We start from the raw sequence: 24,256 nt of genomic DNA, 5'->3' as shown, positions 1-24,256 counted from the left end.
GGCGATGATTTCGCGAGGAAAGCGAAAGCCCTTCAGGCGAGGCATGTTGGTCGGAATCTTCATCCCAAGCGGATAGCGCGGGAAAGATTGTCAGGCAACTTGGCGATACCGTCCCAATGGCATTTGAGATGCATCCTCGTCCGCCAAGAGGCGGAACGTCTGCCGAAAACTCAGCGTTTCATTCGGTGCGAGGTTGCGTGCCGGGGAGTGCCACTCCGCCTCGCAATAGGCGTAATCGCCCGAATTAAAGACCTCAAACGGATAGTCGTGTGCAAATTGATCGCCCTGTTGAGGTTCTGGTACCGAGCACATCAGCAAGGGGGTATCACGGCCGCACCGTATCAGTGTACGACCGTTGGGGTTCGGTAGCCCGACCTTGAATTCCTGCTGTCTGTCGCAATCCACGACAATGCCATTGCCGTGCGTAGCTATCATCCCTTCGGCAGAGCCAAAAACAGGATAAAATGCAGGGTCTTCCAATTCGACACCGATCTTGGTGGGGGTGTTAAGCATCATGACTGACCAAATGCCGGTCAGGCGCGAGGAGGTCCCATGGTTGGCCACGATGTGTTCGATATCCCAGCTCTCCTCGGAGGTCAGTGTGATGCGGCGCGACACCGACAAGTGCGAGGTCGGGCATATTGCGCTGGTCATGTCGATACGAGTGCTGCTTCTTAAAGTGATCTGGTAAGAGCCGCTGTCCAACGCGGGAAACGGAGCGCCGTTTATCCATGATGTATCCGGGGCGATCCAAGTCTTCTCGCCGCCCCAGAGCGGAAAACCAAATTGTGCAGAGCGTGTGGGCAGATCAGCAAGCCGTGTGTCATCGACATCCAAACCGTCGAGATCTGCGTTTTGAAATAAGAGGGAGCAACCTTGGAAGTTTACATCCCATAAGCGGCCCCCGATGCCGGGCAGGAGTGTCAGCCGCAGATCGCTTTGCTGCAGGTGAAGAACGCTCCATCTGTCCGACATATACCCCCTCCTATCGGTTTCCCGGCGCGACAGAATGCACCGGGACAATCGCTTAGGTGTGCTTGAACTGGACGACGTTTTCGGCAGTAATCGGCATTACCCCGGTTTCAACGCGCTCTGGTAAAGGATTGATGCCTGCCGCCTTCCAATCGGGCAAGACCTTCAGCGCGTCAGTGTTCTGCCAATGCATCATGTGGAAGGCGAGAAAGATCTCCAGATAGGATTTCTGAGCCACAGCGCCGTGAATTGTGCCATCTTCGATATAGGGAAGCATATCATCATTTCGGTCCATCGCGACGATCTTGATGTCCTTGCGTCCCGCCTCATTGACGGCAATTGCAGCGCCTTTTCCGCTGTCGCCGTCCGTGCCGCCAATGCCAACAATATCCGGGTTCGCCTGAATGGCCTGAAGGTAGGCTGTCGGCGCATAGGACGGGTCGGCCTTGTCGTTGACTACGTCGACCACTTCGATATCCGGGTATTTCTCGGCAAAGATCTGTTTGTACCCCTCGACCCGCTCCAATGTGGAGGGGGCTGGGAAAGTGCCGAGGATAACCTTGCCCTTACCGCCAATCGCTTGCGCAAGCATTTCGCCGCCGACACGTCCTGCCTGAACGCCGTTGATACCAAGGAATGTGGACCGGGGACTGTTGGGAATATCGCCAATACAACATGTGACCGGAATGCCCGCCTCGACCGCACGTTCGACGCCGGGGGCCAGAGTGGCTGGATCACCGGGGAAGATAAGGATGCCTGCGGGACGTCTTGCGATCAGTTCATCCAATTGGCGTGCTTGTGCGGCCGTGTCGAAATCCAACGGGCCGGTGAATGTGGCCTTGATGCCCATCAATTCTTCAAGGTCTTCCATCGCATTGCGATAGTCCACCCAGAAAGGCACCTGCGTGACGATGGACAGGAAAACATACTCCTTGCCGGCCGCTTGCGCCATGGCTTCTTTGGACAGCATGGGCAGTCCGAACGCTGCGGCCAATCCAGCGGTGGTGCCCGCTGTCAGCAGCCCGCGCCGTTTCACATTCAATTCAGTCATCGTAGTCTCCCTGTTTTGGAACTTTGGTTGTTGTTGAGTTTTGGAAGGCTTCGGGCTTAGCCCCGTTTGCTTCGGATCAGCATGTCCAAGGCAACCGCTGTAACGAGTACACCGCCGATGACGATCATCTGCCAGTAGATCGATACGGCCAGCATCGTCATAGTGTTGTTGATCAGCGCAACGAAAACGACGCCGAGGAAAGCACCAAGAATAGTACCTTCGCCGCCGCGCAGGGATGCGCCACCGATGACAGCCGCCGCCAGAACCTGAAGTTCGATACCGTTGCCTGCCGTGGGCGTACCGCTCATCAGGCGGGAGGCCAGCAATACACCCGCCAAAGCAGCCAGAATACCGGTCAGTGCGTACAGAATGATACGCACGCGGGTGACATGGATGCCTGACAACATCGCGGCCTTTTCATTGGCGCCGATGAAATAGACCTGACGGAAAAAGCGTGTATGGCGGACGGCCAGGTCAAACAGGACGACGAGCAGAATGGTGAACAAGACGATTACCGGAAAGCCGCCTATGTCGGCTTTGCCGATCCAGGCAAATGATGCAGGGAGGCTTGAGACAGAAAAACCTTCGGTCAGGACAAGAGCGATCCCTCGCGCTATCGACATCGTGCCGAGGGTCGCGATTAGCGGATTGATCCCGAGGCCGGTCACCAGCAAACCGTTCACTACACCGACAATTCCACCCAGCACTAATCCGCATACCACAGCGAGCGGAATTGGCATGCCAGTCAAAAGCAGCATGGCTACGACGGTAGAAGACAAGGCCATAACCGACCCGACGGAAAGATCGAACCCGCCGGATGCAAGTAGGATCGCCATACCGATCACGATGATCGCGGTGGGGGCCATGCCCACGGCCACGGCTCGAAAGTTCGAGAAGCTGAGGAAGTAGGGATTAACGTTGGACATCACGATGATGATGGCGGCGATCAGAACGATCAGCGTCAGTTCACGAATATCGACAAAAGCTTGCAAAACACGGCGCAGCAGCGGACGCTTCATGGGCAAGTTGGCTTGAGCGGTCATGGTCACGTCGCGACTCCTGATTGATTTGTTTGGGGTGCGTCCACAATTGGAACGGAATTTCCGGCGGCCATTTGAAGAAGAGTGGTTTCGTTTGCCTCAGCGGCAGCGATGTCTCCCATGAGGCGACCGTCGTGGACGACAAGGATGCGGGTTGAGAGAGAGACAAGTTCGGGAAAATCGGATGACACGACTAGGATGGCCATGCCTTCGGCTGCACGACGTAAAAGTTCCGTGTGGATTTGGAATTTGGCTCCGACGTCGACCCCTTTTGTGGGCTCCTCAATGATCAGAAGAGCTGGCGCGCGTTTGAGCCACTTGGCCAACATAATCTTTTGCTGATTGCCCCCTGACAGATCGCCAACAAGTTCGTTAATCCCGCTGGTTTTGACACTGAACGCGTTAATGGCTGCTTGGCTGGATGCTTTGATCGAGCCTGAACGCATGAACCCAGCAGACGCATGATCGGAAAGACTGGCCGCGATCAGGTTGTCGCTGAGTGATTGTTCCAGAAAGAGGCCTTCAGTCTTGCGTTCCTCGGGAACAAACCCGACCCCAGCACGCATCGCCTGCCGCAAGGACGCAAAGTTAACAGGCTTGTCGTGAAGTCTGATCTCCCCGGTCGCGCCATGCATCAGCCCGACAATCGATCGAACAATCTCGCTGCGGCGAGCGCCCATCAACCCTGCCATGCCTACAATCTCTCCGGCTTTAATGGAGAAAGAAATGTCTTCGAATTCACCTGGATGGGTTAGGTCTTGGACATGCAAAACCTCTTCGCCGTTAACCTTACCTGTCCGCGTGACATCACCGGGGTGAGCGCCGCCGATCATCTCGGCAACGACTTGTTCCTGAGAGGTTTCCGAAACCGGCAAAGTGCTGATGTGGCGCCCGTCTCGTAAAACGGTAATGCGATCCGAGATCTGGAAAATCTCGGCCATATGGTGGCTGACATAGACGATGCCAATCCCTTTTTTTGTCAGGGACTTTAGGACTTCGAATAGTGCGTCTACTTCGTCGGGTGCCAATGCCGATGTCGGTTCATCCAGCAAAAGGACGCGGGAATTCAGCGACAGCGCCTTGGCGATTTCAACGATCTGGCGGGAGCTAATTGGCAAGTTTTCCACGGGTGTTGAGACGTCGATATCCAGACCGAACTCTGCCAGCAACGCCTCCGCTCGACGGCGCAGTTCAGGCCAGTCTACTACGCCAAACCGAGTGGGCACGCGTCCCGCGTAGATGTTTTCCGCAACAGAGAGCGCGCCAGCGAGGCTGAGTTCTTGAAAAACACAGCCGATGCCCAGGTATTGCGCATGCGACGGGCTTTCGACCCGTTGTTCCTTGCCGTCATACAGGATACGCCCGGCTGACGGCTGGTGAAGCCCATAAAGCAGGCCGAGACAGGTGGATTTTCCGGCGCCGTTTTCACCACAAAGCGCGTGCACTTCGCCGGGCCTTAATTCAAAGTCGACACCGTCCAAGACAATGTTCGTCCCGAAGCTTTTGCCAACCCGATCCAGTTGGATCAGTGGCTGTGACCTGAGTGAGTCGGGTTTCATTGCTGGCGTCATACAAGTCTCCTCCCGCCTTTTGATTGGCATCTGATATCTCAGATGTCAACTGAAAAAGAAAAGACCGTGAGGTGCCCAAAAGAAAGGGGCGCCGCCGTTCTGGCCCGCCCCCGTAACAACGAAGCTACGTTTTTGCTAGGATGCGGCCGCTCCTTCGAGGACGATAGCGGCGCTTTTGTAGGCTTGTCTGGTGCGATCAATATGAGCTGTGAGCAGGGATTTGATTTCGGCCATGTCGCCTTCGCGAACGGAAATAGCAATTTTCGCATGCTCTTCAAAGGAAAGGTCGGTGTGCTGCGGTAGCTTAGCTAAATGGGTCCGCAATGCTGCAATCTTACCAACATAGCGTGTATAACTTGCAGTCAGGTAATCGTTCCCGGCATGTTCGAAAATCAACTGATGAAACGTGGTATCCAGTGAAAGGTAGCCCTTTTCATTGCCTCGCCTGCGTTCCTTTTCCATGTCCCTCACTACACGCTGCATGTCATCGGCAAGGCCTTCCGGGTTCCGCGACAACGCAAGTTCAAAGGCGGCAGTTTCGATTGCCTGTCTGAAGTCACAGATCTGAGTCACTTCCGGCTCAGACAGCGAAAACACGCGTGCGCCTTTTTGAGGTTCGATGCTGACCAACCCTTCGTCACGCAATTGAGCGAGTGCTTCGCGGACTGGTGATTTCGATACGCCCAACTCTTCGGAGATTTTTCGCTCCGACAAAACCTGACCCATTTTCAGGGAGCCATCGATAATACTATTCCGCAAATGTTCCAGTGCGAGTTCACGCAAAGACTTGGGTCTCTCAAGCGCCATCTGAGGATATCTCCAAAAAAAGGTGTTGCCAGATGCAAGATATCTGATACACCAGATTAGGCAAGCTGGTATATCAGATATCAGAATGTGCTAAGGAGATCAAAAAGTGCGCGCAGAATTGGTCGTCGATTGTAGGAACCAGCACGGGGAAGGGGTTTTCTGGAATCCCGCCGATGGTCTTGTCTGGTGGACCGACATTGAGGGCTGTGCGCTTTGGTCATTTGATCCTGCAACATTAAAAACCACATCTCATGAGATGCCGGAGCGCGTGTGTTGCTTTGCACCGCGTGCATCTGGCGGGCTGATCGTTGCTTATGCGGACCGAGTTGTCTTGTTCGATTCGCCCCAAGGCGAGGAAACCCTCGTGACGCGATTCGAGCCGAACAACCCGGAGACACGGCTGAACGACGGGCGAACCGATCGCCAGGGGCGATTGATCGTTGGAGGCATGAACGAAGTTTCTGGTAAGGCCGATTCGTCAGTCATCTGCGTCGATATGGATTTGAGTGTACAGACGATCATCGAAGGAGTGTCTTGCGCCAATTCGACTTGTTTTACGTCCGACGGTACCACGATGTTCTTTGCTGATACCCCGGATCGGGAAGTCGTCGCATTTGATTACGACACCGGCAGTGGAACCGTTTCGAACCGTCGGCAGCACGTTTCTTTCAAAAATGAGCCCGGCTTGCCCGATGGGTCCTGCGTCGATGCCGAAGGCGGTGTCTGGAACGCCGAATGGGAAGGCCATCGCGTTGTTCGCGTCGCACCCGACGGCACGATAGATCGCGTGATCGAGGTGCCGGTCTGGAAGCCTACCTGTTGTGCTTTCGGTGGCCCTGATCTCGACACGCTGTTCATCACGACCTCAAGGCTGATGAGTGACGAAGCAGCTTTAACAAAAGAACCGGAATCCGGCGGCCTCTTTGCTGTGAAACCCGGCGCTCGTGGCGTGATCGACGCGCCATTCAACGGATAACCAACGAAATTCTGGAGGAGAAGACTATGTTGAAAACGCTTATGACCACAACGCTTGCTGCGGGGTTCGCCACGCTGGCAACGGTCGCTTTGGCGGAAAATTATCCAGTACCTGTTCCACTTGAGGACGGGGCACAAGCGCCGATCGACGCGATTGAACCCAAGAACGAAACGTTCCGGATCGCGTATATGCCGCCGGCGACTGAGTTCAACTACTACATCGCTATCGGTGAAGGCATCAAAGCGGTTGCTGCTGAGGTCGGAGTCGAAGTCTTCATGCTTGCGCCCCAGTCCGGTGCGGACATCAACGGCCAAATGGGTATGATCCAGGATGTGCTGACGCAGGATGTGGATGCGATCATCTTTGGTACACACGACGAATTTGCTGCTGCACCACTGCTGAAGCAGGCCGTCGACAAGGGCATGGCAGTTCTGATGATCAATTCGGACATCCCGAACTTCCCGACACCAATTCATGGCGTGGTCGGGTACTCTCAGCGCAATGGCACACATGCCATCGCCGACTGGGCCATTGAGACTTATGGTGATCAACCGCTGAAGGTCGGCATTATCGAAGGGCAGCCTGGCTATCACTCGACTGAACGTGTGGGCGGCTTCCTCGACGGTATCGAGGGCAACGAAAACTTCGACGTTGTGGTGTCTATTGACGGTAAATGGAACGTTGAGGGCGGCAACACTGCTGGTATGGACATCCTGCAGTCGAACCCCGATCTCGACATGATCTTCGCGGCGAACGACTACATGATCATTGGGGCATCCTTTGCTGCGAAAGCACTCGGCCGCAATGACATCGTTCTTTTGGGCAACGATGGCGACACGTCTGGCCTTGAAGAAATCGCGGCTGGTAACATCACGGCAACCGTCAACACCTCACCATTCCTGATGGGTAAGGCGGCCATGCACGCTACCATTGATGCGCTCAACGGGTCCTATCCCGGCGGCTGGATCGAAACGCCCACATCGATTGAAGACAAAGACGGCGCGATCAGCGTGCTGCAAGAGCCAGAAAAGCTCTTCCCGCAGCCGTCCAAAGAGTACTGAGCTTTCTCCCCGCTTCCCGGTGGCGCGTGCGCGTGCTGCCGGGTCGCAAACCAACCGAATTTCACTTTTGTTGAGGCAATCGCAATGACACCCGCAACGCCACTTTGGGAGTTTGTCGATATCACCAAGGCCTATCCTGGGGTTTTGGCGAATGACAAGGTCTGCATCCGGCTTATGCCCGGTTCCATTCATGGGCTGCTGGGTGAAAATGGCTGTGGCAAGTCGACTATGATCAAGACTCTGTCCGGCGTGCAGCAACCCGATAGCGGTCAAATCCTGCACAATGGCAAGCCGGTCACGATCAGCGACCCGCAGGCGGCACGTGAATTGGGTGTCGCAACAGTTTTTCAGGAATTCTCTATCGTGCCCACCTTGTCGGTTGGCGAGAACATCTTCCTTGGCAATATGCCTCGGTCCCGCTTTGGTGTGATCGACTGGACCAAGGTCCACAACGAAGCCGCTCGCGTTCTGGCGGAAATGGATGTCGATGTTTCTCCCGAGACCATCACCGGCTCGCTATCGGTAGGCGAGCAACAACTGGTCGAGATCGCGAAAGCCGTCGCGATGGACGCCCGCATGATCATTCTGGATGAGCCGACAGCGGCATTGGGTGAAGATGAAATTGAGCGCCTGCACCAGCTACTACGCAATATGCGTGAGCGCGGCACCGCTATTCTCTATGTGTCGCACAGGCTGGATGAGGTTGAACGGATCGTTGATGAAGTGACGATCCTGCGCAATGGCTGTGTTGTGCGTGCAAGTGGCGAGACCAAGATCAACGTCTCTGAGATTGTCAGCGCAATGGTCGGTGAGGACATTGGTGAGCATTATCCGAAGGAGCAGAACGCGACCAAGGATATTGTGCTAGAGGCGGCGGGTCTGGCCACCCATTCGGGCGTGAAATATGTATCGTTTTCGTTGCACCGGGGTGAAGTTCTGGGCTTGGGTGGTGTATTGGGCAGTGGCCGCACAGAGATTGCCCGCGCCCTATTCGGGACAGATGAGCTAACCGCCGGGCAGATATCACTGAACGGCAAACCGGTTCGCTTTCGCCGGGAAATTGATGCGATCCGTGCGGGTTTGGCTCTAGTTCCAGAGAACCGAAAGTTTGACGGGTTGTTCTTCAATTTCCGCGCAAGCGGGAACGTCACCGCAGCGTCCCTCGGCGGGCTAAGCCGGTTCGGTGTCTTGAATCTCAAGGCGGAAGAGCAAGCCACCCATGACCTGATCCGCGATCTGGAAATCTCGACCCAGGCCGAGGAAAAGACGGTCAACTTCTTGTCTGGTGGAAATCAGCAGAAGATCGTGATTGCACGCTGGCTGTTTTCAGCCTCGGACATCCTGATCCTTGATGAGCCGACCCAGGGGATCGATATCGGCGCCAAGATCGCTGTTTACAAGCTGATTAACAGGCTTACTCGGGCGGGAAAATCGATCATTCTGATCAGTTCAGACCATGATGAGTTGCTTGCGATGAGCGATCGGATTGCCGTCGTGCAGCACGGAACGATAGTTCGCACGGTCGATGCATCCGACCTTACTCATGACGACCTTGTGCGCGCGTCCGCCGACACTCCTCAATCCAAGCCTAAGGAGGCTTTCGCATGAAGCGGATTTTTGACACCCAGTTGATCGGACCATTTGCAGCAATGGTGATCGTCGCACTGATCGTGGCACTTACGACCGAACGCTTCCTGAACCCGGGTAACCTTTCAAACCTGTCCCTACAGGTAAGCATCGTGGCCTTGATCGCAATTGGCTCTACCATCGTGATCTTCGCTGCGGGCATCGATCTGAGTTCCGGGTCTATGGTGGCTTTGCTGACCATGATCCTTGCGCAAATGTTGAAATTCATCGGCATTCCACTGGTTCTGGCATTGCCACTCATTCTCCTCATGGGCGGATTGCTTGGCCTATTCATTGGGCTGATAACAGCCTATGGGCGTATCCCATCTTTCATCACAACATTGGCGGCGTTGATTGCCTTCAGGGGCCTTGCCCTGACCTTCAACAATGGATCGCCGATTTTTTCGCTGGATCCAGCGTTAGAGCCAATCTTTTACGGAAAGCTGTTCGGTGTTCCGATGCCTTTTTTCTATCTCGTGTTCTTCTACGTCCTTGCCGCGTTCACTATGAACTTCACGAAACTCGGCCGTGAGATCTATGCCGTGGGTGGTAACCCAGCCGCTGCCGTTCTGACAGGTATCAACGTACGTAAAGTTCAGACGACGACATTTGTCATCGCGGGTTTCATGACTGCGGTTGGTGCGATCCTGATGTCAGCGCGCCTCAACTCTGGTTCGCCCAACTATGGCCAGACGCTGGAACTTCAGGCCATTGCCGCCGCTGTTGTCGGCGGAGCCAGCCTTGCAGGCGGCCGCGGCAACATCCTCGCCACGCTGATGGGGGCGATGACAATCGTTATCGTCCAGAATGGTTTGAACCTAAACGCTGCGCCATCTTCGGTTCAGAATATCGTGCTGGGCCTGATCATTCTGTTGGCCGTCGGCATAGACATGTGGCGCGCGGAGATTTCGGCCTTGATGGGTCGAATGTTCGGCCGCCCTTCATCGCAGCAGTCATCTAACGTTAAGAAGGAGGCCTGAGATGGATCTGGGGCTCAAAAATAAACTGGTCCTGGTGACTGGTTCAGGTTCCGGCATCGGCAAAGCCACTGCCCGGGTCTACTTGGAAGAGGGCGCGCGGGTCATCGTGCATGGCCTGACCGCGGCGGAAGTGTCCGACTGCGTCGACGACCTGTCATCTCTGGGCGACGTCGAAGGCATTGCGGCCGACCTAACCAAGACATCTGATGCGGAAACTCTGGCGGAGTTTGCCCGCGCGCGTGGTGCGGTGGATGTTCTTGTGAATAATGTCGGCATCTTTTCGGTTAAGCCGTTCGAGGATCTCACGGATGACGACTGGATGCACTATTTCAACATCAATGTCCTGTCTGCCGTTCGGATGAGCCGAATTTTCCTGCCAGACATGCTTGGCCGGGATAAGGGATCTATCATCAACATGGCCAGCGAAGCGGCAGTGAAACCACTACCTCAGATGGTGCATTATTCTGTCACTAAAACTGCCATGTTAGGTCTGACACGTGGCATGGCAGAATTGACAAAGGGTACAAAAGTCCGGGTTAACTCGATCTTGCCTGGTCCGACCTGGACAGAAGGTGTCGAGGCCTATTTTGACGGCCTCGCCGATCAGAAGGGTGAGCCGCTCGACACCATCGTCGACAATTACTTTAAATCAGATGAGCCCACATCGCTCATACAGCGCTTTGTCCAACCAGACGAAGTCGCCCGCATGATCGTCACGATCTCAGCAAGCACAGCCTCCAATGGTTCTGCGCACCGGATCGAAGGCGGCATCGTTCGCAACATTCTTTAACTTCTAACTGGAGGAGCCCTACATGGCCGCTCTCACTTTCTCTCACATCGGCATCACAGTTCCCGACCTGGAAAAAGCCGTGGAGTTCTATTCCAAGGCATTCGGCCTTTACGTGCTGATGGAACCAACTGAAATCCTGCATGACGAAAGTGCCATCGGTCAGATGTGCGACGATGTATTTGGGGAAGGCTGGGGAAGCTTCCGCATCGCGCATTTGTCGATGGGCGACGGTGTCGGCATCGAATTGTTTGAGTTCCCGAAGACCGTCGAAGAAGAACGCCCGTTTGAATATTGGCGGCGTGGCTTGTTTCATTTCTGCGTACAGGACGAGGATCTGGAAGGCCGCATCAAGGTTATCGAAGACCTGGGCGGGCGCCAGCGCATGAACCAAGTGCGCAAGTATTACCCAGGTGAAAAGCCTTATCGCATGGTCTATATGGAAGACCCGTTTGGCAACATCTTCGAGCTCTACAGCCACTCGTACGAATTGACCTATTCGGCGGGTGCTTATGACTGATCGCGCCGACTTTCCCCCCAGAACGGACAAACCCAAGGTCGTGATAACCGATTACGACTTTGGTGATGTTGCCGTTGAGACGGAAATCCTGGAAGCCGCAGGAGCCGAGGTGATCGCGCTTCAGGCCAAGCGCCAGGAAGACCTGTTTGATGTCGCGCCGCATTGCGCAGCGATGATGAACCAATATGCCCGGATCGGGAAAGAAACGATCACGCGGATGCGAAACTGCGAGGTCATTGCGCGTTATGGCGTAGGCGTAGATATCGTGGATGTCGGCACGGCAACGGAAAAAGGCATCCTCGTCACCAATGTGCAAAACTATTGCACCGAAGAAGTCGCCGATCACGCGATTGCGCTTTGGTTGACCCTAGCGCGCAAGTTGCCCGACTACGATCGGGCCACTCATGCAGGGGTCTGGCAGTGGCAAAGCGGGCAGCCGGTCTACCGGTTGCGCGGGCGGACGATGGGTGTCGTCTCGCTGGGAAAAATAGGGCAAGCCATCGTAGCGCGGGCGCAATCTTTCGGAGTTACGGTCATCGCCTACGATCCGTATTTGCCAAGAGAAGTCGCGGCAAAGATTGGGGTCGAGCTGGTGAGCAAGCCTGAATTGCTGGCAAGGTCCGACTATATCCTGATGCAGGCGCCGATGACGCCGAACACGCATCACTTTTTGTCGGATGCCGAATTCTCGGTCATGAAACCCGGTGCGATACTCGTGAACACTGGACGCGGACCAACGGTCGACAACAAAGCCCTGTTCCGGGCGCTGACCGAAGGCCATCTGGCTGCTGCAGGGCTCGACGACCCCGAAGAAGAGCCAGCCAAGCGCGCCAACTGGACGCCTGATGACAACCCGTTGTTCACACTGCCCAACGTCCTCGTAACACCACATGCCGCCTACTATTCCGAGGAATCAATACACGCAGCGCGGGTTACCGCGGCTACGCAAGTGGCCAAGGTCCTGACAGGACAAAAACCCGACTACACAGTCAATGCCGACGCATTGGCCGTATCTACCGCATAACAGGAGACAAGAATGCCAGACGTCAGCACAGACCTTAGGGTTTTCAATGATTTTGAAAGAAACCCGGAACTTCTCAAAAAATTCGACAAGGTGTTGGAGGCGTACTCTGCTGCTGCCATTTTTGCGGATGTGCAGTACCGAACAGGCGTGATGGACAGCGCCATCAAGCCTGCTTTCCGCGCCAAGGTGACAGGCCAGGCCGTGACGGTTCAGCTTTCAAAAGGCGATCTGGTCGACCCATTGCGAGCGCTTGAAATGGGACAACCCGGGGACGTGATCGTCGTGGACGCGGGTGGTGATCGTCAAACGTCAGTCTGCGGCGGTCTAATGGGCGGCCTGGCCAAGAACCGTGGCATACGCGGTATGATCGTTGATGGCACGGGACGCGATACAGATGAGCTGGAAGACATCAACTGGCCAATCTGGACGCGTGCGATCACGCCGCGTGGAACGCACACGATGTTTTCAGAACGTAAAGAAGAACTTTCGATAAATGTGCCAATCGCCTGTGGGGGCGTCGTGGTAAACCCCGGAGATTTCATTGTAGCTGATCTTATGGGCGTCGTCGTGGTTCCACAGGAAATTGCCGAAGAAACCGTGCGCCTTGCTCAAGAGCAAGCTGACCGTGAGGAGGAAACCCGTAAATGGGTGGCCCAAGGCAAAACCGTTGAGGATCTGCTGAATGAATTCGGTCGCATCTGAGCCAGCGCTGATCGGCGTAGATTGGGGCACTTCATCGTTCCGTGCATTTCTCATTGGTGCGGAGGGCGAGGTGATCGATGGGGTCTCGTCGCCTGAAGGTATCATGCAGGTTGCGGGGCAAACCTTTGACGCGGTCCTTGATCGTCTCATCGGCCCTTGGGTCGCCAAGGCTAACCTGCCGATCCTGGCATCTGGCATGATCACCAGCCGCAATGGCTGGGTAGAAACGCAATATGCCGAAATACCTCTGGGTGCTGGCGGTCTTGCGCGAGCGTTGGTCCCGCACGAAGCGGCCAACGGAGCGCGTATTCATTTTGTGACTGGTGCTTCGACAGAACATGCCGGAGGACCCGACGTAATGCGCGGCGAGGAGACCCAGATCATCGGGGCATCTTCGCTAGGCTTGAGTGAAGGTATGTTCGTGATGCCGGGAACGCACAGCAAATGGGTTCAGGTTGCGGATGGGAAGATCGTGGATTTCTCGACTTACATGACAGGTGAAATCTTTTCGGCGCTGAAAGAACACACGATCCTTGGCACTTTGATGAAGGAGGACTCCTTCAGCGAAGACGCATTCGTGATGGGCGTAAAGGCGGGCCTCAGTGGTGAAGCGAACTTGCTGCACAGCCTGTTTCATGTTCGTACGCTTCCTCTCATGGGCAAAATCCCGAAGGTTGCTACGGCCGACTACTTGTCGGGCTTGTTGATCGGGACGGAGGTTGCTGCCGCGACCGGCGAATTACAAGATGTCGGCACGATCACTGTTGTTGGACGTAGCGATTTGTCCGTCCGCTACGAAATAGCACTTCGAACTGCTGGTTTCGACAGCCGTCGCGCGCCAGATGATATCGTTGCGAAAGGGCATTTTCTGATTGCTCGCGCTGCGGGGTTGGTCGGATGATTGACCTCACCGCAGCTCTTGCTGAGAATCCGCTGATTGCGATTTTGCGGGGGCTGGCACCAGAAAATGCGCGCCCGGTGTCTGACGTACTCTTCGATGCCGGATTTCGGATAATCGAAGTGCCGCTCAACTCACCGGACCCGCTGGAATCGATTACGCAGATCGTCGCGAAACATGGTGCTCAAGCCATAGTCGGCGCTGGTACAGTGTTGACTACGGATCAGGTCGCGGCAGTCGGAGATGCGGGTGGGCGGATCATCGTGTCACCCAATATGAACCCGGACGTCGGGCGCGCAGCTGTCGCGCGGGGGCTGCACTGGTGCCCGGGCGTTATGACCCCGTCCGAGGCCTTTGCGGCATTGGATATCGGAGCCTCGGTCCTCAAATTCTTTCCGGCGGAAATGGTGCCGCCTGCTGCCATAGCGGCCATGCGCGCGGTATTGCCCGCAGAAGCAGTCGTCGCTGCGGTAGGGGGCATAACGCCGGATACGATAGCCACGTATCATGCCGCGGGTGCGGATGGATACGGGCTTGGTTCCGCGCTGTTCAAACCGAGCTATTCATTGGATGATATCGGCAGGCGCGCGCGCGCCTTCACCAGTGTATTGGAGGAACTTGGATGAAACAGGCCCTGGTCACGGGCGGCACGCGAGGAATCGGTGCGGGTGTTGTGCGGTCGTTGGCCGAGGCAGGCTGGTCCGTGATTGCCGCATCCGCCTCCCAATCCGAATTGGATGCGTTCGGACCCCAGGACGGGATCAAGGTGCAGATTCTGGATGTCACCGATCAGGCGTCGATCAATGCAGTGTTTAGTGATCTCACACGTCTCGATGCATTGGTGAACTGCGCAGGTATTCTTTTGCGTGGCGAAGAGTACGACATCGACGTGTTTGCCAGGGTGCTTGATGTGAATCTGACTGGTACGATGCGCTGCTGCCTTGCCGCCCATCCTTTATTAGCGGAAACAGGTGGGGCCATCGTCAATACGGCCTCCATGCTCAGTACCTTTGGTGGGCCTCTGGTGCCGGCCTATTCAGCTTCAAAAGGCGGTGTGGCACAATTGACCAAGGCGCTGGCAGGTCGCTGGGCCGAAAACGGCATCCGGGTCAATGCCATCGCGCCGGGGTGGATCGAGACAGAGATGACCCAAGGCCTTCGGGAAGACCCGGAGCGAACGGCGGGGATCATGGCGCGCACGCCGATGAAACGTTGGGGAAAACCCGAAGAGGTCGGCGCACTTGTGCAATGGCTTCTGAGTGAAAACGCCAGCTTTGTGACCGGATCGATCTATCCGGTTGATGGCGGCTATCTTGCGATGTGAGGAAAATCAATGAATGACGACGACACCGCCCGAATGCCTTATCAATTGCCGTTCCCCAAGGATGCGCAAGAAGAGATAGTGATTCCGAATGCCATGAGCGAAGATGACAAGCTTTGGGTTCCGCAGGCGGAAAACGTCTGGTTCCGACCGCTCTGCCTGAACCGATCGCAGGGTTATTGGATGAACCTTCTAAAAGTGCGCAGAGCCGGTGTGTTGTCGCGCCACCGTCATCCGCAACCTGTCCACGGCTTCGTCCTCAAAGGGCGTTGGCATTATCTGGAACATGATTGGGTGGCTGAAGAAGGGGGTTATGTTTACGAACCGCCGGGTGAGACTCATACATTGGTCGTCCCGGACGATGTCGAAGAAATGGTCACGTATTTCCAGGTCAACGGCGTGATGTGCTATGTTGATCCATGGGGTGAGGTCACTGGGTATGAAGATGTCTTCACCAAGATTGATCTATGCCGCAAACACTTCACGGAAGTCGGACTTGGAGAAGATTACGTTGACCAGTTTATCCGGTGACGCACCGCATTTCGCGCTCGTGGCCCATGACGCGCGAAAGGACGAAATAGTTGAATGGGTGGGGCTTCAACAGTCCCGCCTTTCTCGAGTGCAAATCTTTTCGACAGGGACAACCGGCAGCCGCATCAAAGAAGCCTATCCAGAACTGGATGTGACCAGCTTGAAAAGTGGACCGCTCGGAGGCGACCAACAGATCGGTGCCATGATCTGTGAAGAGAGAGTTGATGCACTAATTTTCTTTGTCGATCCTCTCTCACCTATGCCACACGATGTCGACGTTAAGGCTCTGACCCGTCTCGCAACGGTTTATGATCTGCCAATGGCTTGTTCGCGCTCAACTGCAGATCTGATCGTCAAGGGGCTGATTGACGGGGATGACAAAACGCCTGCCTGATAAGCCGCACGCCGTAATTGCGGATCAGCTAGTCCTCAGAAGGTGCTCTGCCAGACTGCCGAGGTTTTCGCTGCCAAGCTGGCTCATGTTGGCCTCAATGTCAGCTTTCAGGATGTGAACGAGATGGTCGATCCCTCGTGCTCCGAACGCTGCAACGGCATATTGAAAGGCGCGTCCGACCATGACGAAATCTGCACCTTTCGCCAGGGCACGCATGATGTCCAATCCCCAGGCAACGCCAGAGTCGTAGATCAGTGGCACATTTGTTCCGACCGCCTCGCGGATGTTCGGGAGTTGGTCAATCACGGCGGGTCCGGCTTCGAATTGACGCCCGGAGTGGTTTGAGACCCAGATGCAATCCACGCCCTCCGCCACCATTTTTTGCGCGTCCTCCGGCCGCAGGACACCCTTGACGATCAGGTGACCCTCCCATTCCTGCCGCAGCTCGCGCAGGTAGTCCCAATCTGGAATCCCACGGATCAGAGCGCCTGCATGTGTAAAGCTTTCTCGCCCGCGCGTGGGGACGTAATCGTCAAAGAACCGCATACGTGGCATGATGCCCTCGCGCAGATGCGCAAGGCACCAGGAGGGTCGTGACGCCATTTCTGTCAGCGTGCGCAGGTCAGCTTTTGGAGGCACGGTCAGGTTGGCGCGGCGTTGTCGTTCGCGCCGGCTCTCTTCTGGAACGTCCACTGTGATGATCAGCGTATGAAATCCCGCTGCCTTAATCCTCGGCAGCATCGCGCGGCGCAATTCTGCAGATTTCACAGGGTAGTGCTGAAACCACCCGTTTTTGCCAATGTAAGGTGCCACATCTTCCGGTGAAGCAACCGCAACGCTGGACAACGAAAACGGAATGTTGTGAGCAACTGCTGCCTTTGCAAGCATCCGCTCTGCTCCCGCCCACATTAGGCCGGACATGCCTACCGGTGCTATCCCGAATGGAAGATCGTAAGTTTGACCCATCAGCGTGGCTTGAAGGTTGGCTTTTGTTCGACCACACAGAACGCGCGGCATGAATCTGATGGCATCAAGTGCGTCACGGTTTATCTTCAACGCCAGTTCTCGTCCGGTTGCGCTATCGAGGTATTCGAAGGCAAACTTCGGAATGCGCTTTTGTGCGCTTTTCCGAAGGTCTTCTATCGACGGGTGGGATAGGTCCAGATCCATCTGGGTCCTCTGGTGTTGTTGCCTAACGTTAGAAGGGCTTCAGCCGGTCACCAAAGAGACGGCAAGGCCAAGGAAATTGCGGGCACATAGGTGATGAACATCAACAAGATCAGCATGCCGGCAAAGAATGGCAGGATCGCCCGGCTGAGGCTTTCGATGGAAACCTTCGAAATACTGCTGGCCACGAACAGGTTTACTCCCAAAGGTGGCGTGCAGAATCCGATGGCCAGATTGACCGTGAGAATGACGCCAAAGACGATGGGATCGACGCCCAGTGCTGTTGCAACCGGCAGCAGGATCGGTGTCATAATGATGATCGACGAAATTGTCTCCATGAACATGCCGATCACCAGCAAAAGCAGATTGATCAACAACAAAATGATGATGGGATTGTCGGACAGGCTGGTGATCGTTGTGGCGAGTTCCGTCGGGATCCGCGCAAGCGTGATCAGCCTGCCAAAGGCGGTTGCCATGATCACCAGTATCAGAATGGTCCCGCTGGTCTTTGCACTGCCCGCCAAAACCTCTGGCAGGTCCTTGAGGGTGATGTCTCCATAGACGAAGATGCCGATGAAAGCGGCATAAACCACGGCCACGGCACCGGCTTCGGTTGGGGTGAAGATGCCGCTGTAGATGCCCCCAAGGATAATCACGGGTACGAGAAGCGCCCAGATGGAAGACCGGAAGCTCTGCCAGACGCCCGGGCCTGAGAACGTGGTTGTCGATTGCTGAACAACAGCGTCCTTTCGCAGCAGGATGCGGGCGACCAACATGAACATGAGGGCAAAAAGGACGCCAGGAACAACACCTGCGAGGAACAGCTTGCCGATCGAAACCTCGGCAGTAACGCCATAGATGATGAAGGGAATACTTGGCGGGATCATAACGCCGATCATCCCCGAGGATGCTGTCAATGCGCCGCTGAACTTGCGCGTATAGCTGACCTTTTCCATCTCGGGGATCATGTTCGATCCGATGGCGGCTACGGTTGCAGGAGACGAGCCGGATATCGCGGCAAAGAACACGCAGGCGAGCACGTTCACATAAGCCAGCCCACCCCGGATATGACCGATCAGTGCATTGGCGAACCCAACCAGACGGCGCGACATCCCACCGTGCTGCATCAAGTCACCCGCGAGGATGAACAAGGGAACAGCGATTAGCGGAAACGAGTCTGCGCCTGTTACCACCGAGCGCGCCAAAAGCACCATCGGCGGCGTGCCATCCACGAAGACCATTACGATCATTGTCGCAAGACCCAGACAGATGCCAATTGGCACGCTGAAGAGCAAAAGGGCAAAGAGCGTCAAGAAAAGCGTTGTTGCAAGCATTCGGGGTTCCTCACGCTTTGGTCCCTGCGATCAGACGCAGGGTTCGAATCAGATGTTGAGTGACGCGGATCGCGGACAGGCCTGCACCAACCGGCGCTGAGGCATACAGGATCGGGATCGGAAGCCCCAGAACAACTGAGGTCTGGCTGGCTACAAAGGGCTGCCGGATCAGCTTGATGCATTCAATTGTCAGAACGATCAGAAACCCAAGGACCAGAAGCGCGATCACAAAATCTGCATAAAGCCTCGTCCGCTCACTCAGGATATCACGCAGGATCGTGATGCGAACATGATCGCCTGTGTGGAAGGCATAGCTGACACCAAGCCAGACGAACCAGACAAACAGCCAAAGTGTTAGCTCTTCGCCCCATGAAAGAGAGGCATTCATGATGTAGCGCATGAACACATTGCCAAAGATCAACACGACAATCGCGGCCAGGAGCGCGCTGGCTAAGACCTTTTCGGCATTCATATCGATCCATTTGATAACCGACATCGTTCACCTCCCTTGAACGAAAGGGCGCCCGAACCTGCATGGCACGGGTGCCCGGATTGGCTGAGTATACCGCGGGTCAGCTTCCGCTTGCTGCGGATACCGCCGCGACCCAAGCGTCGTAGGCTTCGGCGCCAACTTCATCGCGATATTGCAGGCGAACGCTTTCGGTTTTGTCGGCGAAAGCCTGTCTCTGCTCTGCAGTCAGTTCGAGAACCTCGACCCCAGCGGCGCGGATCTGTTCCAGCTGCTCCGCATCTTCGCTGGCGACCAGCTCGGCCTGATAATCACGTGCGGCGGCCATCGAGTCCCGGATCAGTTGCTGATGCTCTGCAGGCAGCGAGTCAAAGAACGGCTTGGAGATGACCGGCATGTAGACCGCAAAGACATGGCCCGTGGTGGAAAGGTATTTCTGCACCTCGTAGAAACGCTGTGAGGTAATGATCGCCAGCGGGTTTTCCTGCCCGTCGATCACGCCTTGCTGGAGGGCAGAGTAAACCTCGCCGAAGTTCATCGGCGTCGGGTTGGCGCCGAGTGTCTCGAATGTTGCCACATGCGCCGGAACCTTCATCGTGCGCAGCTTGACGCCTTCGAGGTCTTCAGGTGTTTCAACCGGACGGACATTGTTGGTCACGTTGCGCACACCCAATTCAAGCCAACCAAGACCGACCAGCCCCTGATTTTCGACCCGTCCGAGCATTCCATCACCGGCCGCACCATCAAGAACATTAAAGGCGATGTCTTTGGAGGCATACATGTAGGGAAGCTCGATCACTGCAAAAGCCGGATCCCAACCTGCGAAGAACGAAGACGGGGGAATGGCCATTTCAAGAACGCCGGTTTGAACACCTTCAATCATCTCGCGGTCCGGGCCCATCTGCGAGGATGGGAAGATCTGGACATCGATCTCGCCGTTCGAGCCGGTCTCAACCAGTTCTTCGAACTTCAAGAGTGCACGATGCATGTGGAATGCTTCAGCGGCACCGTGCCCAACTTTGATGACCGTTTCGGCGGAAGCTGCAAAGGCAAGCCCGGCCGACATGACGGCGGCAAACGCGAATGTGGATTTGTTGAACAAGGTATCCTCCCATGGATTTAGTTATTTTCGATCTACCATCTGAGATATCAGATATAATATAGAAATCAAGCGTACATGTGCTATTGTGTTAAAGAGACGAAATAGGACGAAGTGAAAATGACCGAGATTTCGCAGATTAAGCGCCCGGATTCGTTGAGTAAAACTGCTGAAGAACACATCCGAAAAGGCATTATCAATGGCACGTTTCAATTGGGTGAATCGTTGCCGGAAGTGAAGCTGTCAAATGCCATGGGCATCAGCAAAACTCCGATTCGCGAAGCGCTATCGGCTTTGAATCTTCAGGGGCTCGTTCAGATCTTTCCTCATCGAGGAGCCTTCGTATTCTCTCTTTCTCAAGGGGACGTGGTGCAACTTTGCCAGTATAGGTTCATCCTTGAATCTGCAGCTTTGGAGCAGGCGCTTGATAAAAACTGCACCGTTCTGATTGATGAGCTTGCTGAATTTGTTTCGAAGATGTCTGAAGCTCAGGAGGCTGATGCATTCGAGCAGTACTTGGAACTTGACGCAGAGTTTCACGACGCCTTTTTCAGATACTGCGGCAACAGCTATCTGCAGGATGGTTATCAAAAAGTCAGCGATATCGTCCAAACTATGCGGACGCATCTGTCCAAGCGTTCCGATCGAACGACGAAGTCACTTAGGGAACATCAAGCGATCACAGAGCTTCTAAGCCAGGGTAAGGTCAAAGCAGCAAAAAACACCCTCAAACGGCAAATCACTCGTGGTGAGCGTTCATATTCCGATTTGGTCGGTGTCAATCAAACATAGATGTCTTAGCTACAGAACCCTGAGTTCATCAAAAGCGCATTGGACAGCAATTGGAGATGTCTCAGAAAAGGTCAACTCAGACCCGGAATCTGTCCATTTCGTCAATTCGCTGAATTGGTCGCCTAACCCGCTGGAACAGCGGGGTCACCTCGACCAGCTAAAATTCGCAACAGAACCCTTCGATTTCATCTAGCCTCGCAGATGTAGAGTTAAACGACTTGAAGCGGAGCAAAGGTCGTATGCGCCCAGAGAACTGTCAGTTGACGCCCGACAGTCCGGGAAGTTCTTTGCCTTCCAGCCATTCCAGGAAAGCACCGCCAGCAGTTGAGCAAAACGTGAACCGATCGATCACATCGCATTGCCTAAGCAAGGCCAGAGTGTCTCCTCCTCCCGCGACCACGCGGGCACCGGTTTCGAAGCAGGTTTCGGCCGCAGTCATAGCGACAGCACGAGACGCCGCGTCAAACGGTGATAGCTCGAATGCACCCAAAGGCCCGTTCCAGATAACGGTTTTGGCGCCACGGACGATATCTTGAACCTCTTGCGTACTACTTGGACCAAAATCGAGGATCATTTCGTCGTCGGGTATCGCGTCAACCAGACGATGGCGCGGATTTTCGGTTGCCGAGAACTCGGAATGTGTTGCGACATCGCAAGGCAGATATAGGCGGCACCCCTGTTTCTCAGCTTGCATTATCATGCTCGATGCAACCGACACATAGTCGGGCTCAAAAAGTGAATTACCAACGTCGTGACCCTTGGCCGCAAGAAAGGTGTTTGCCATTCCACCACCCACGATCAGATGATCTACCCTTTGCATAAGGTTTGTAAGAACGGCGATTTTCGTCGATACCTTGGCTCCGCCAACAATAGCCGCAATCGGGCCCTTCGCCTGTTTCAGAGATGCCGACAAATTCTCAAGCTCATAGGCAAGTGATGGTCCAATGCAGCTTGGCAAATGAGCGTTAATTCCATTGACGCTCGCATCGGCTCTATGCACAACGGAAAAGGCATCGATGCAGAATAGATCGCCGAGCTCGGAAAGTGCTTCAGCAAGCACCGCATCACCCGTTTGTTCACCTGAAAAGAATCTTGTGTTATCGACGATCAGCACCTCGGCATCGATCTGATCTCGGGTCAGCTCAGGCAAGGGCAGTTTGCCCTGATGGTCCAGAAACTGACAGTCGCGCCCGATTTTCGCTTGGACCTGTCCAAACAGAGAAGCAAAAGAGAAATTCGGATCCGCAGTTCCCTTCGGGCGGCCAAGATGCGAGAGAATGACGGCTTGACCGCCGTTGTCTACAACGTGATTGATAGTCGGCACACTACGTTCGAGGCGGGTCATGTCGGTAATTCTGCCGTTATCCAGCGGCAGGTTTAGATCCAGTCGCAGCAGGACCCGCTTTCCCGACAATTCCGATGAGGTGAGATCGGTGATGTTCATCTATTTCTCCTCTATTCCGCGGCCTCGGTGGCACCACTCTTTGCCACCAGAAGCGAATGTCCCGTCATTTCCGAAGGCGGCTCCAGTCCCATGAGCCCCAGAACTGTTACAGCTACGTCGCCCAGGCGGCCCCCTGGCCTCAAGCTCAGATGGTCGGGGGCATTGATCAGGCAAATCGGAACGGGATTGGTCGTGTGCGATGTGTGTGGCTGGCCCGTCACCGGGTCCGTCATCATTTCGCAGTTTCCATGATCAGCAAGGACAAGAAAACGCACCTGATCCGCGCCATTTGAGGCCAAGATGAGACCAAGGCAGTGGTCGACGGTTTCACAGGCCTTTATGGCGGCGTCCAGATCGCCTGTATGACCAACCATGTCGGGGTTCGCAAAGTTTGCAACAATCAGATCGTATTCGGCGGTTTCAATTGCTTTCCTGATTTTATGCGCAATTTCCACCGCCGACATTTCTGGTTTCAGGTCGTAGGTTGCGACGTCAGGGCTTGGCACAAGGATCCTGTCCTCGTTCGGAAAAGGCTCCTCCCGCCCGCCGTTCAGAAAGTATGTGACATGCGGGTATTTTTCGGTCTCCGCGATCCGAAGTTGCTTTCGGCCAGCCTTGGCAACCCACTCTCCCAGGGTGTTGCGGATTTCGAGTTCGGGGAAAATCGTATCCATATAACAGTCATGGCGATCCGAGTATTTGACTAGACCGGACAATGCCCCAAAGCGCGGACGATCGGACACGTTGAATTCGGCGAATTCGGGATCACCAAGCGCCGCCAGAATTTGCCGGGCGCGATCAGCGCGAAAGTTGAGACACAGGAAGCCGTCGCCATCTTCGATCCCGCCAAATGCACCGACGCGTACGGGCGGAAAGAATTCATCTGTGAGGCCATCAGAGTAGAAATAATCAATCGCCGCTTCGGGATCGGAAAAGACGGGACCGTTTCCAAGAAGAACTTCAAGTGCCGTCTTTGTTCGACCCCAGTTGTTGTTCCGGTCCATTGCGAAATAGCGGCCCCCGATGGTGGCAAATTGCGCACCGGACCTCAGCTCTGAGCGCAGCATCCCGAGGTAGTTCAATGCAGACTTCGGCGCGACATCCCGACCGTCGGTCACCAGATGAAGCAACACGTCGATACCGTTGCTGGCGACCACGGAAGCAACAGCCGAAATGTGTTTTTGATCGCCATGGACGCCTCCGTCGGACAGCACCCCAAAAAGATGGGCCTTGCCGCCGCTTTCTTTCAGTTTGCCGACAAAATTCTTGATACCGTCAAGGGTGCCGCAATTGCCATCGTCAAACACCCGGTTGATACGCGGGAGGTCCATCTCGACAACCCTGCCAGCCCCGATGTTCGTGTGCCCCACCTCAGAGTTTCCCATCTGGCCGGCGGGCAAGCCGACGTCTTCACCATGTGTCAACACGGAGGAGTTTGAACTCTCTTCAAGGATGCCGTCTATTATTGGTGTATGCGCACGTTTGACAGCATTGGAAGGAAGTGCCTGGCCAATTCCCCAACCGTCCAAAATGATCACAGCAGTTGTGTTATTTTGAGTTAACGAGAGTTTTTGGAGAGTCATCAAGAATTTCCCTATCCCAGTTCGATCAGCAGGTCTTTTGCGTCGATCTGTCCGCCGGGCTGGATGTGGACGGCCTTGACCGTGGCGTCGCGTTCGGCATGGATGCC

25 protein-coding genes are annotated in these 24,256 nt (G+C 55.2%); 14 read left to right on the top strand and 11 right to left on the bottom strand.

All coding sequences use genetic code 11. From position 1 onward, the window contains the following. Window positions 1-90: 90 nt before the first annotated feature. The 5 genes from ACR0AO_RS24145 to ACR0AO_RS24125 all read right to left on the bottom strand — a co-directional run bounded on the left by ACR0AO_RS24145 (window position 91) and on the right by ACR0AO_RS24125 (window position 5,441). On the bottom strand, window positions 91-975 hold the full coding sequence (locus tag ACR0AO_RS24145) for a hypothetical protein (protein ID WP_480609268.1): 885 nt from the start codon (window positions 973-975) through the stop codon (window positions 91-93). Window positions 976-1,027: 52 nt separating this feature from the next. Continuing rightward, window positions 1,028-2,023, bottom strand: coding sequence for a substrate-binding domain-containing protein (locus ACR0AO_RS24140; RefSeq protein WP_480609267.1), 996 nt, complete (start codon window positions 2,021-2,023; stop codon window positions 1,028-1,030). Between the two features lie 56 nt (window positions 2,024-2,079). Beyond that, the gene (locus tag ACR0AO_RS24135) at window positions 2,080-3,066 is read right to left on the bottom strand and encodes an ABC transporter permease (RefSeq protein ID WP_174818509.1); all 987 of its coding nucleotides are present in this window, start codon (window positions 3,064-3,066) and stop codon (window positions 2,080-2,082) included. 2 nt (window positions 3,067-3,068) lie between these two features. Continuing rightward, window positions 3,069-4,634 (bottom strand): sugar ABC transporter ATP-binding protein, encoded by a 1,566-nt coding sequence (locus ACR0AO_RS24130; RefSeq protein WP_480609265.1) that lies wholly within the window; start codon window positions 4,632-4,634, stop codon window positions 3,069-3,071. Between the two features lie 135 nt (window positions 4,635-4,769). Beyond that, a complete protein-coding gene (locus tag ACR0AO_RS24125) occupies window positions 4,770-5,441 on the bottom strand; it encodes a GntR family transcriptional regulator (RefSeq protein WP_480609264.1) in 672 nt (223 codons plus the stop codon). Between the two features lie 106 nt (window positions 5,442-5,547). Here ACR0AO_RS24125 and ACR0AO_RS24120 point away from each other — a divergent pair, with 106 nt between their 5' ends. The 13 genes from ACR0AO_RS24120 to ACR0AO_RS24060 all read left to right on the top strand — a co-directional run bounded on the left by ACR0AO_RS24120 (window position 5,548) and on the right by ACR0AO_RS24060 (window position 16,261). Continuing rightward, complete coding sequence (locus ACR0AO_RS24120; protein ID WP_480609262.1) at window positions 5,548-6,417, top strand: SMP-30/gluconolactonase/LRE family protein; 870 nt, start codon at window positions 5,548-5,550, stop codon at window positions 6,415-6,417. 26 nt (window positions 6,418-6,443) lie between these two features. Beyond that, the gene (locus ACR0AO_RS24115) at window positions 6,444-7,478 is read left to right on the top strand and encodes a sugar ABC transporter substrate-binding protein (protein ID WP_480609260.1); all 1,035 of its coding nucleotides are present in this window, start codon (window positions 6,444-6,446) and stop codon (window positions 7,476-7,478) included. An 84-nt stretch (window positions 7,479-7,562) separates the two neighbouring features. Then, on the top strand, window positions 7,563-9,086 hold the full coding sequence (locus tag ACR0AO_RS24110) for a sugar ABC transporter ATP-binding protein (RefSeq protein WP_480609258.1): 1,524 nt from the start codon (window positions 7,563-7,565) through the stop codon (window positions 9,084-9,086). Next, window positions 9,083-10,084 carry an ABC transporter permease gene (locus tag ACR0AO_RS24105; RefSeq protein WP_171180813.1) on the top strand — a complete coding sequence of 334 codons (1,002 nt, stop codon included), beginning with the start codon at window positions 9,083-9,085 and terminating at the stop codon, window positions 10,082-10,084. The genes ACR0AO_RS24110 and ACR0AO_RS24105 overlap by 4 nt, the downstream gene beginning before the upstream one ends. A 1-nt stretch (window position 10,085) precedes the next feature. Further along, complete coding sequence (locus ACR0AO_RS24100; RefSeq protein WP_480609256.1) at window positions 10,086-10,874, top strand: SDR family NAD(P)-dependent oxidoreductase; 789 nt, start codon at window positions 10,086-10,088, stop codon at window positions 10,872-10,874. A 22-nt stretch (window positions 10,875-10,896) separates the two neighbouring features. Next, complete coding sequence (locus ACR0AO_RS24095; RefSeq protein WP_480609254.1) at window positions 10,897-11,391, top strand: lactoylglutathione lyase family protein; 495 nt, start codon at window positions 10,897-10,899, stop codon at window positions 11,389-11,391. Beyond that, window positions 11,384-12,415, top strand: a complete 1,032-nt coding sequence (locus ACR0AO_RS24090; RefSeq protein ID WP_480609253.1) for a C-terminal binding protein — start codon at window positions 11,384-11,386, stop codon at window positions 12,413-12,415. The genes ACR0AO_RS24095 and ACR0AO_RS24090 overlap by 8 nt, the downstream gene beginning before the upstream one ends. 12 nt (window positions 12,416-12,427) lie before the next feature. Next, on the top strand, window positions 12,428-13,117 hold the full coding sequence (locus tag ACR0AO_RS24085; protein WP_108861947.1) for an RraA family protein: 690 nt from the start codon (window positions 12,428-12,430) through the stop codon (window positions 13,115-13,117). Beyond that, window positions 13,098-14,018 (top strand): 2-dehydro-3-deoxygalactonokinase, encoded by a 921-nt coding sequence (locus ACR0AO_RS24080; protein ID WP_480609251.1) that lies wholly within the window; start codon window positions 13,098-13,100, stop codon window positions 14,016-14,018. Before ACR0AO_RS24085 ends, ACR0AO_RS24080 begins: the two co-directional genes overlap by 20 nt. After that, a complete protein-coding gene (locus ACR0AO_RS24075) occupies window positions 14,015-14,641 on the top strand; it encodes a 2-dehydro-3-deoxy-6-phosphogalactonate aldolase (protein WP_480609249.1) in 627 nt (208 codons plus the stop codon). The genes ACR0AO_RS24080 and ACR0AO_RS24075 overlap by 4 nt, the downstream gene beginning before the upstream one ends. Further along, window positions 14,638-15,339, top strand: coding sequence for an SDR family NAD(P)-dependent oxidoreductase (locus tag ACR0AO_RS24070; protein ID WP_480609247.1), 702 nt, complete (start codon window positions 14,638-14,640; stop codon window positions 15,337-15,339). Before ACR0AO_RS24075 ends, ACR0AO_RS24070 begins: the two co-directional genes overlap by 4 nt. A gap of 9 nt (window positions 15,340-15,348) precedes the next feature. Beyond that, complete coding sequence (locus ACR0AO_RS24065) at window positions 15,349-15,867, top strand: 2,4'-dihydroxyacetophenone dioxygenase family protein (protein WP_480609245.1); 519 nt, start codon at window positions 15,349-15,351, stop codon at window positions 15,865-15,867. Continuing rightward, entirely contained in the window at window positions 15,848-16,261 is a 414-nt protein-coding gene (locus ACR0AO_RS24060) for a methylglyoxal synthase (RefSeq protein WP_480609243.1), read from the top strand. Before ACR0AO_RS24065 ends, ACR0AO_RS24060 begins: the two co-directional genes overlap by 20 nt. Before the next feature lie 24 nt (window positions 16,262-16,285). On the opposite strand, the gene ACR0AO_RS24055 is transcribed toward ACR0AO_RS24060, so the two are convergent. From ACR0AO_RS24055 to ACR0AO_RS24040, 4 genes are all read right to left on the bottom strand, one after another. After that, a complete protein-coding gene (locus ACR0AO_RS24055; protein ID WP_480609241.1) occupies window positions 16,286-17,431 on the bottom strand; it encodes an alpha-hydroxy acid oxidase in 1,146 nt (381 codons plus the stop codon). 47 nt (window positions 17,432-17,478) lie between these two features. Next, window positions 17,479-18,762, bottom strand: coding sequence for a TRAP transporter large permease (locus ACR0AO_RS24050; RefSeq protein ID WP_480609239.1), 1,284 nt, complete (start codon window positions 18,760-18,762; stop codon window positions 17,479-17,481). A gap of 10 nt (window positions 18,763-18,772) precedes the next feature. Beyond that, entirely contained in the window at window positions 18,773-19,258 is a 486-nt protein-coding gene (locus tag ACR0AO_RS24045) for a TRAP transporter small permease (RefSeq protein ID WP_480609238.1), read from the bottom strand. Window positions 19,259-19,334: 76 nt separating this feature from the next. Continuing rightward, the gene (locus ACR0AO_RS24040; RefSeq protein ID WP_480609236.1) at window positions 19,335-20,333 is read right to left on the bottom strand and encodes a TRAP transporter substrate-binding protein; all 999 of its coding nucleotides are present in this window, start codon (window positions 20,331-20,333) and stop codon (window positions 19,335-19,337) included. A gap of 117 nt (window positions 20,334-20,450) precedes the next feature. On the opposite strand from ACR0AO_RS24040, the gene ACR0AO_RS24035 reads away from it, so the two are divergent. Then, window positions 20,451-21,122: a GntR family transcriptional regulator gene (locus ACR0AO_RS24035; RefSeq protein ID WP_480609234.1), complete on the top strand. Its 672-nt coding sequence runs from the start codon at window positions 20,451-20,453 to the stop codon at window positions 21,120-21,122. 256 nt (window positions 21,123-21,378) lie between these two features. Here ACR0AO_RS24035 and ACR0AO_RS24030 read toward each other — a convergent pair whose 3' ends face one another. After that, window positions 21,379-22,566, bottom strand: a complete 1,188-nt coding sequence (locus ACR0AO_RS24030) for a phosphoglycerate kinase (protein ID WP_480609233.1) — start codon at window positions 22,564-22,566, stop codon at window positions 21,379-21,381. Between the two features lie 11 nt (window positions 22,567-22,577). Continuing rightward, window positions 22,578-24,149: a 2,3-bisphosphoglycerate-independent phosphoglycerate mutase gene (gene gpmI / locus ACR0AO_RS24025; protein WP_480609231.1), complete on the bottom strand. Its 1,572-nt coding sequence runs from the start codon at window positions 24,147-24,149 to the stop codon at window positions 22,578-22,580. Between the last annotated feature and the right edge of the window lie 107 nt (window positions 24,150-24,256).

Source organism: Ruegeria sp. AF8, assembly GCF_056541825.1.
This window is presented reverse-complemented; position numbering and strand designations above follow the sequence as displayed.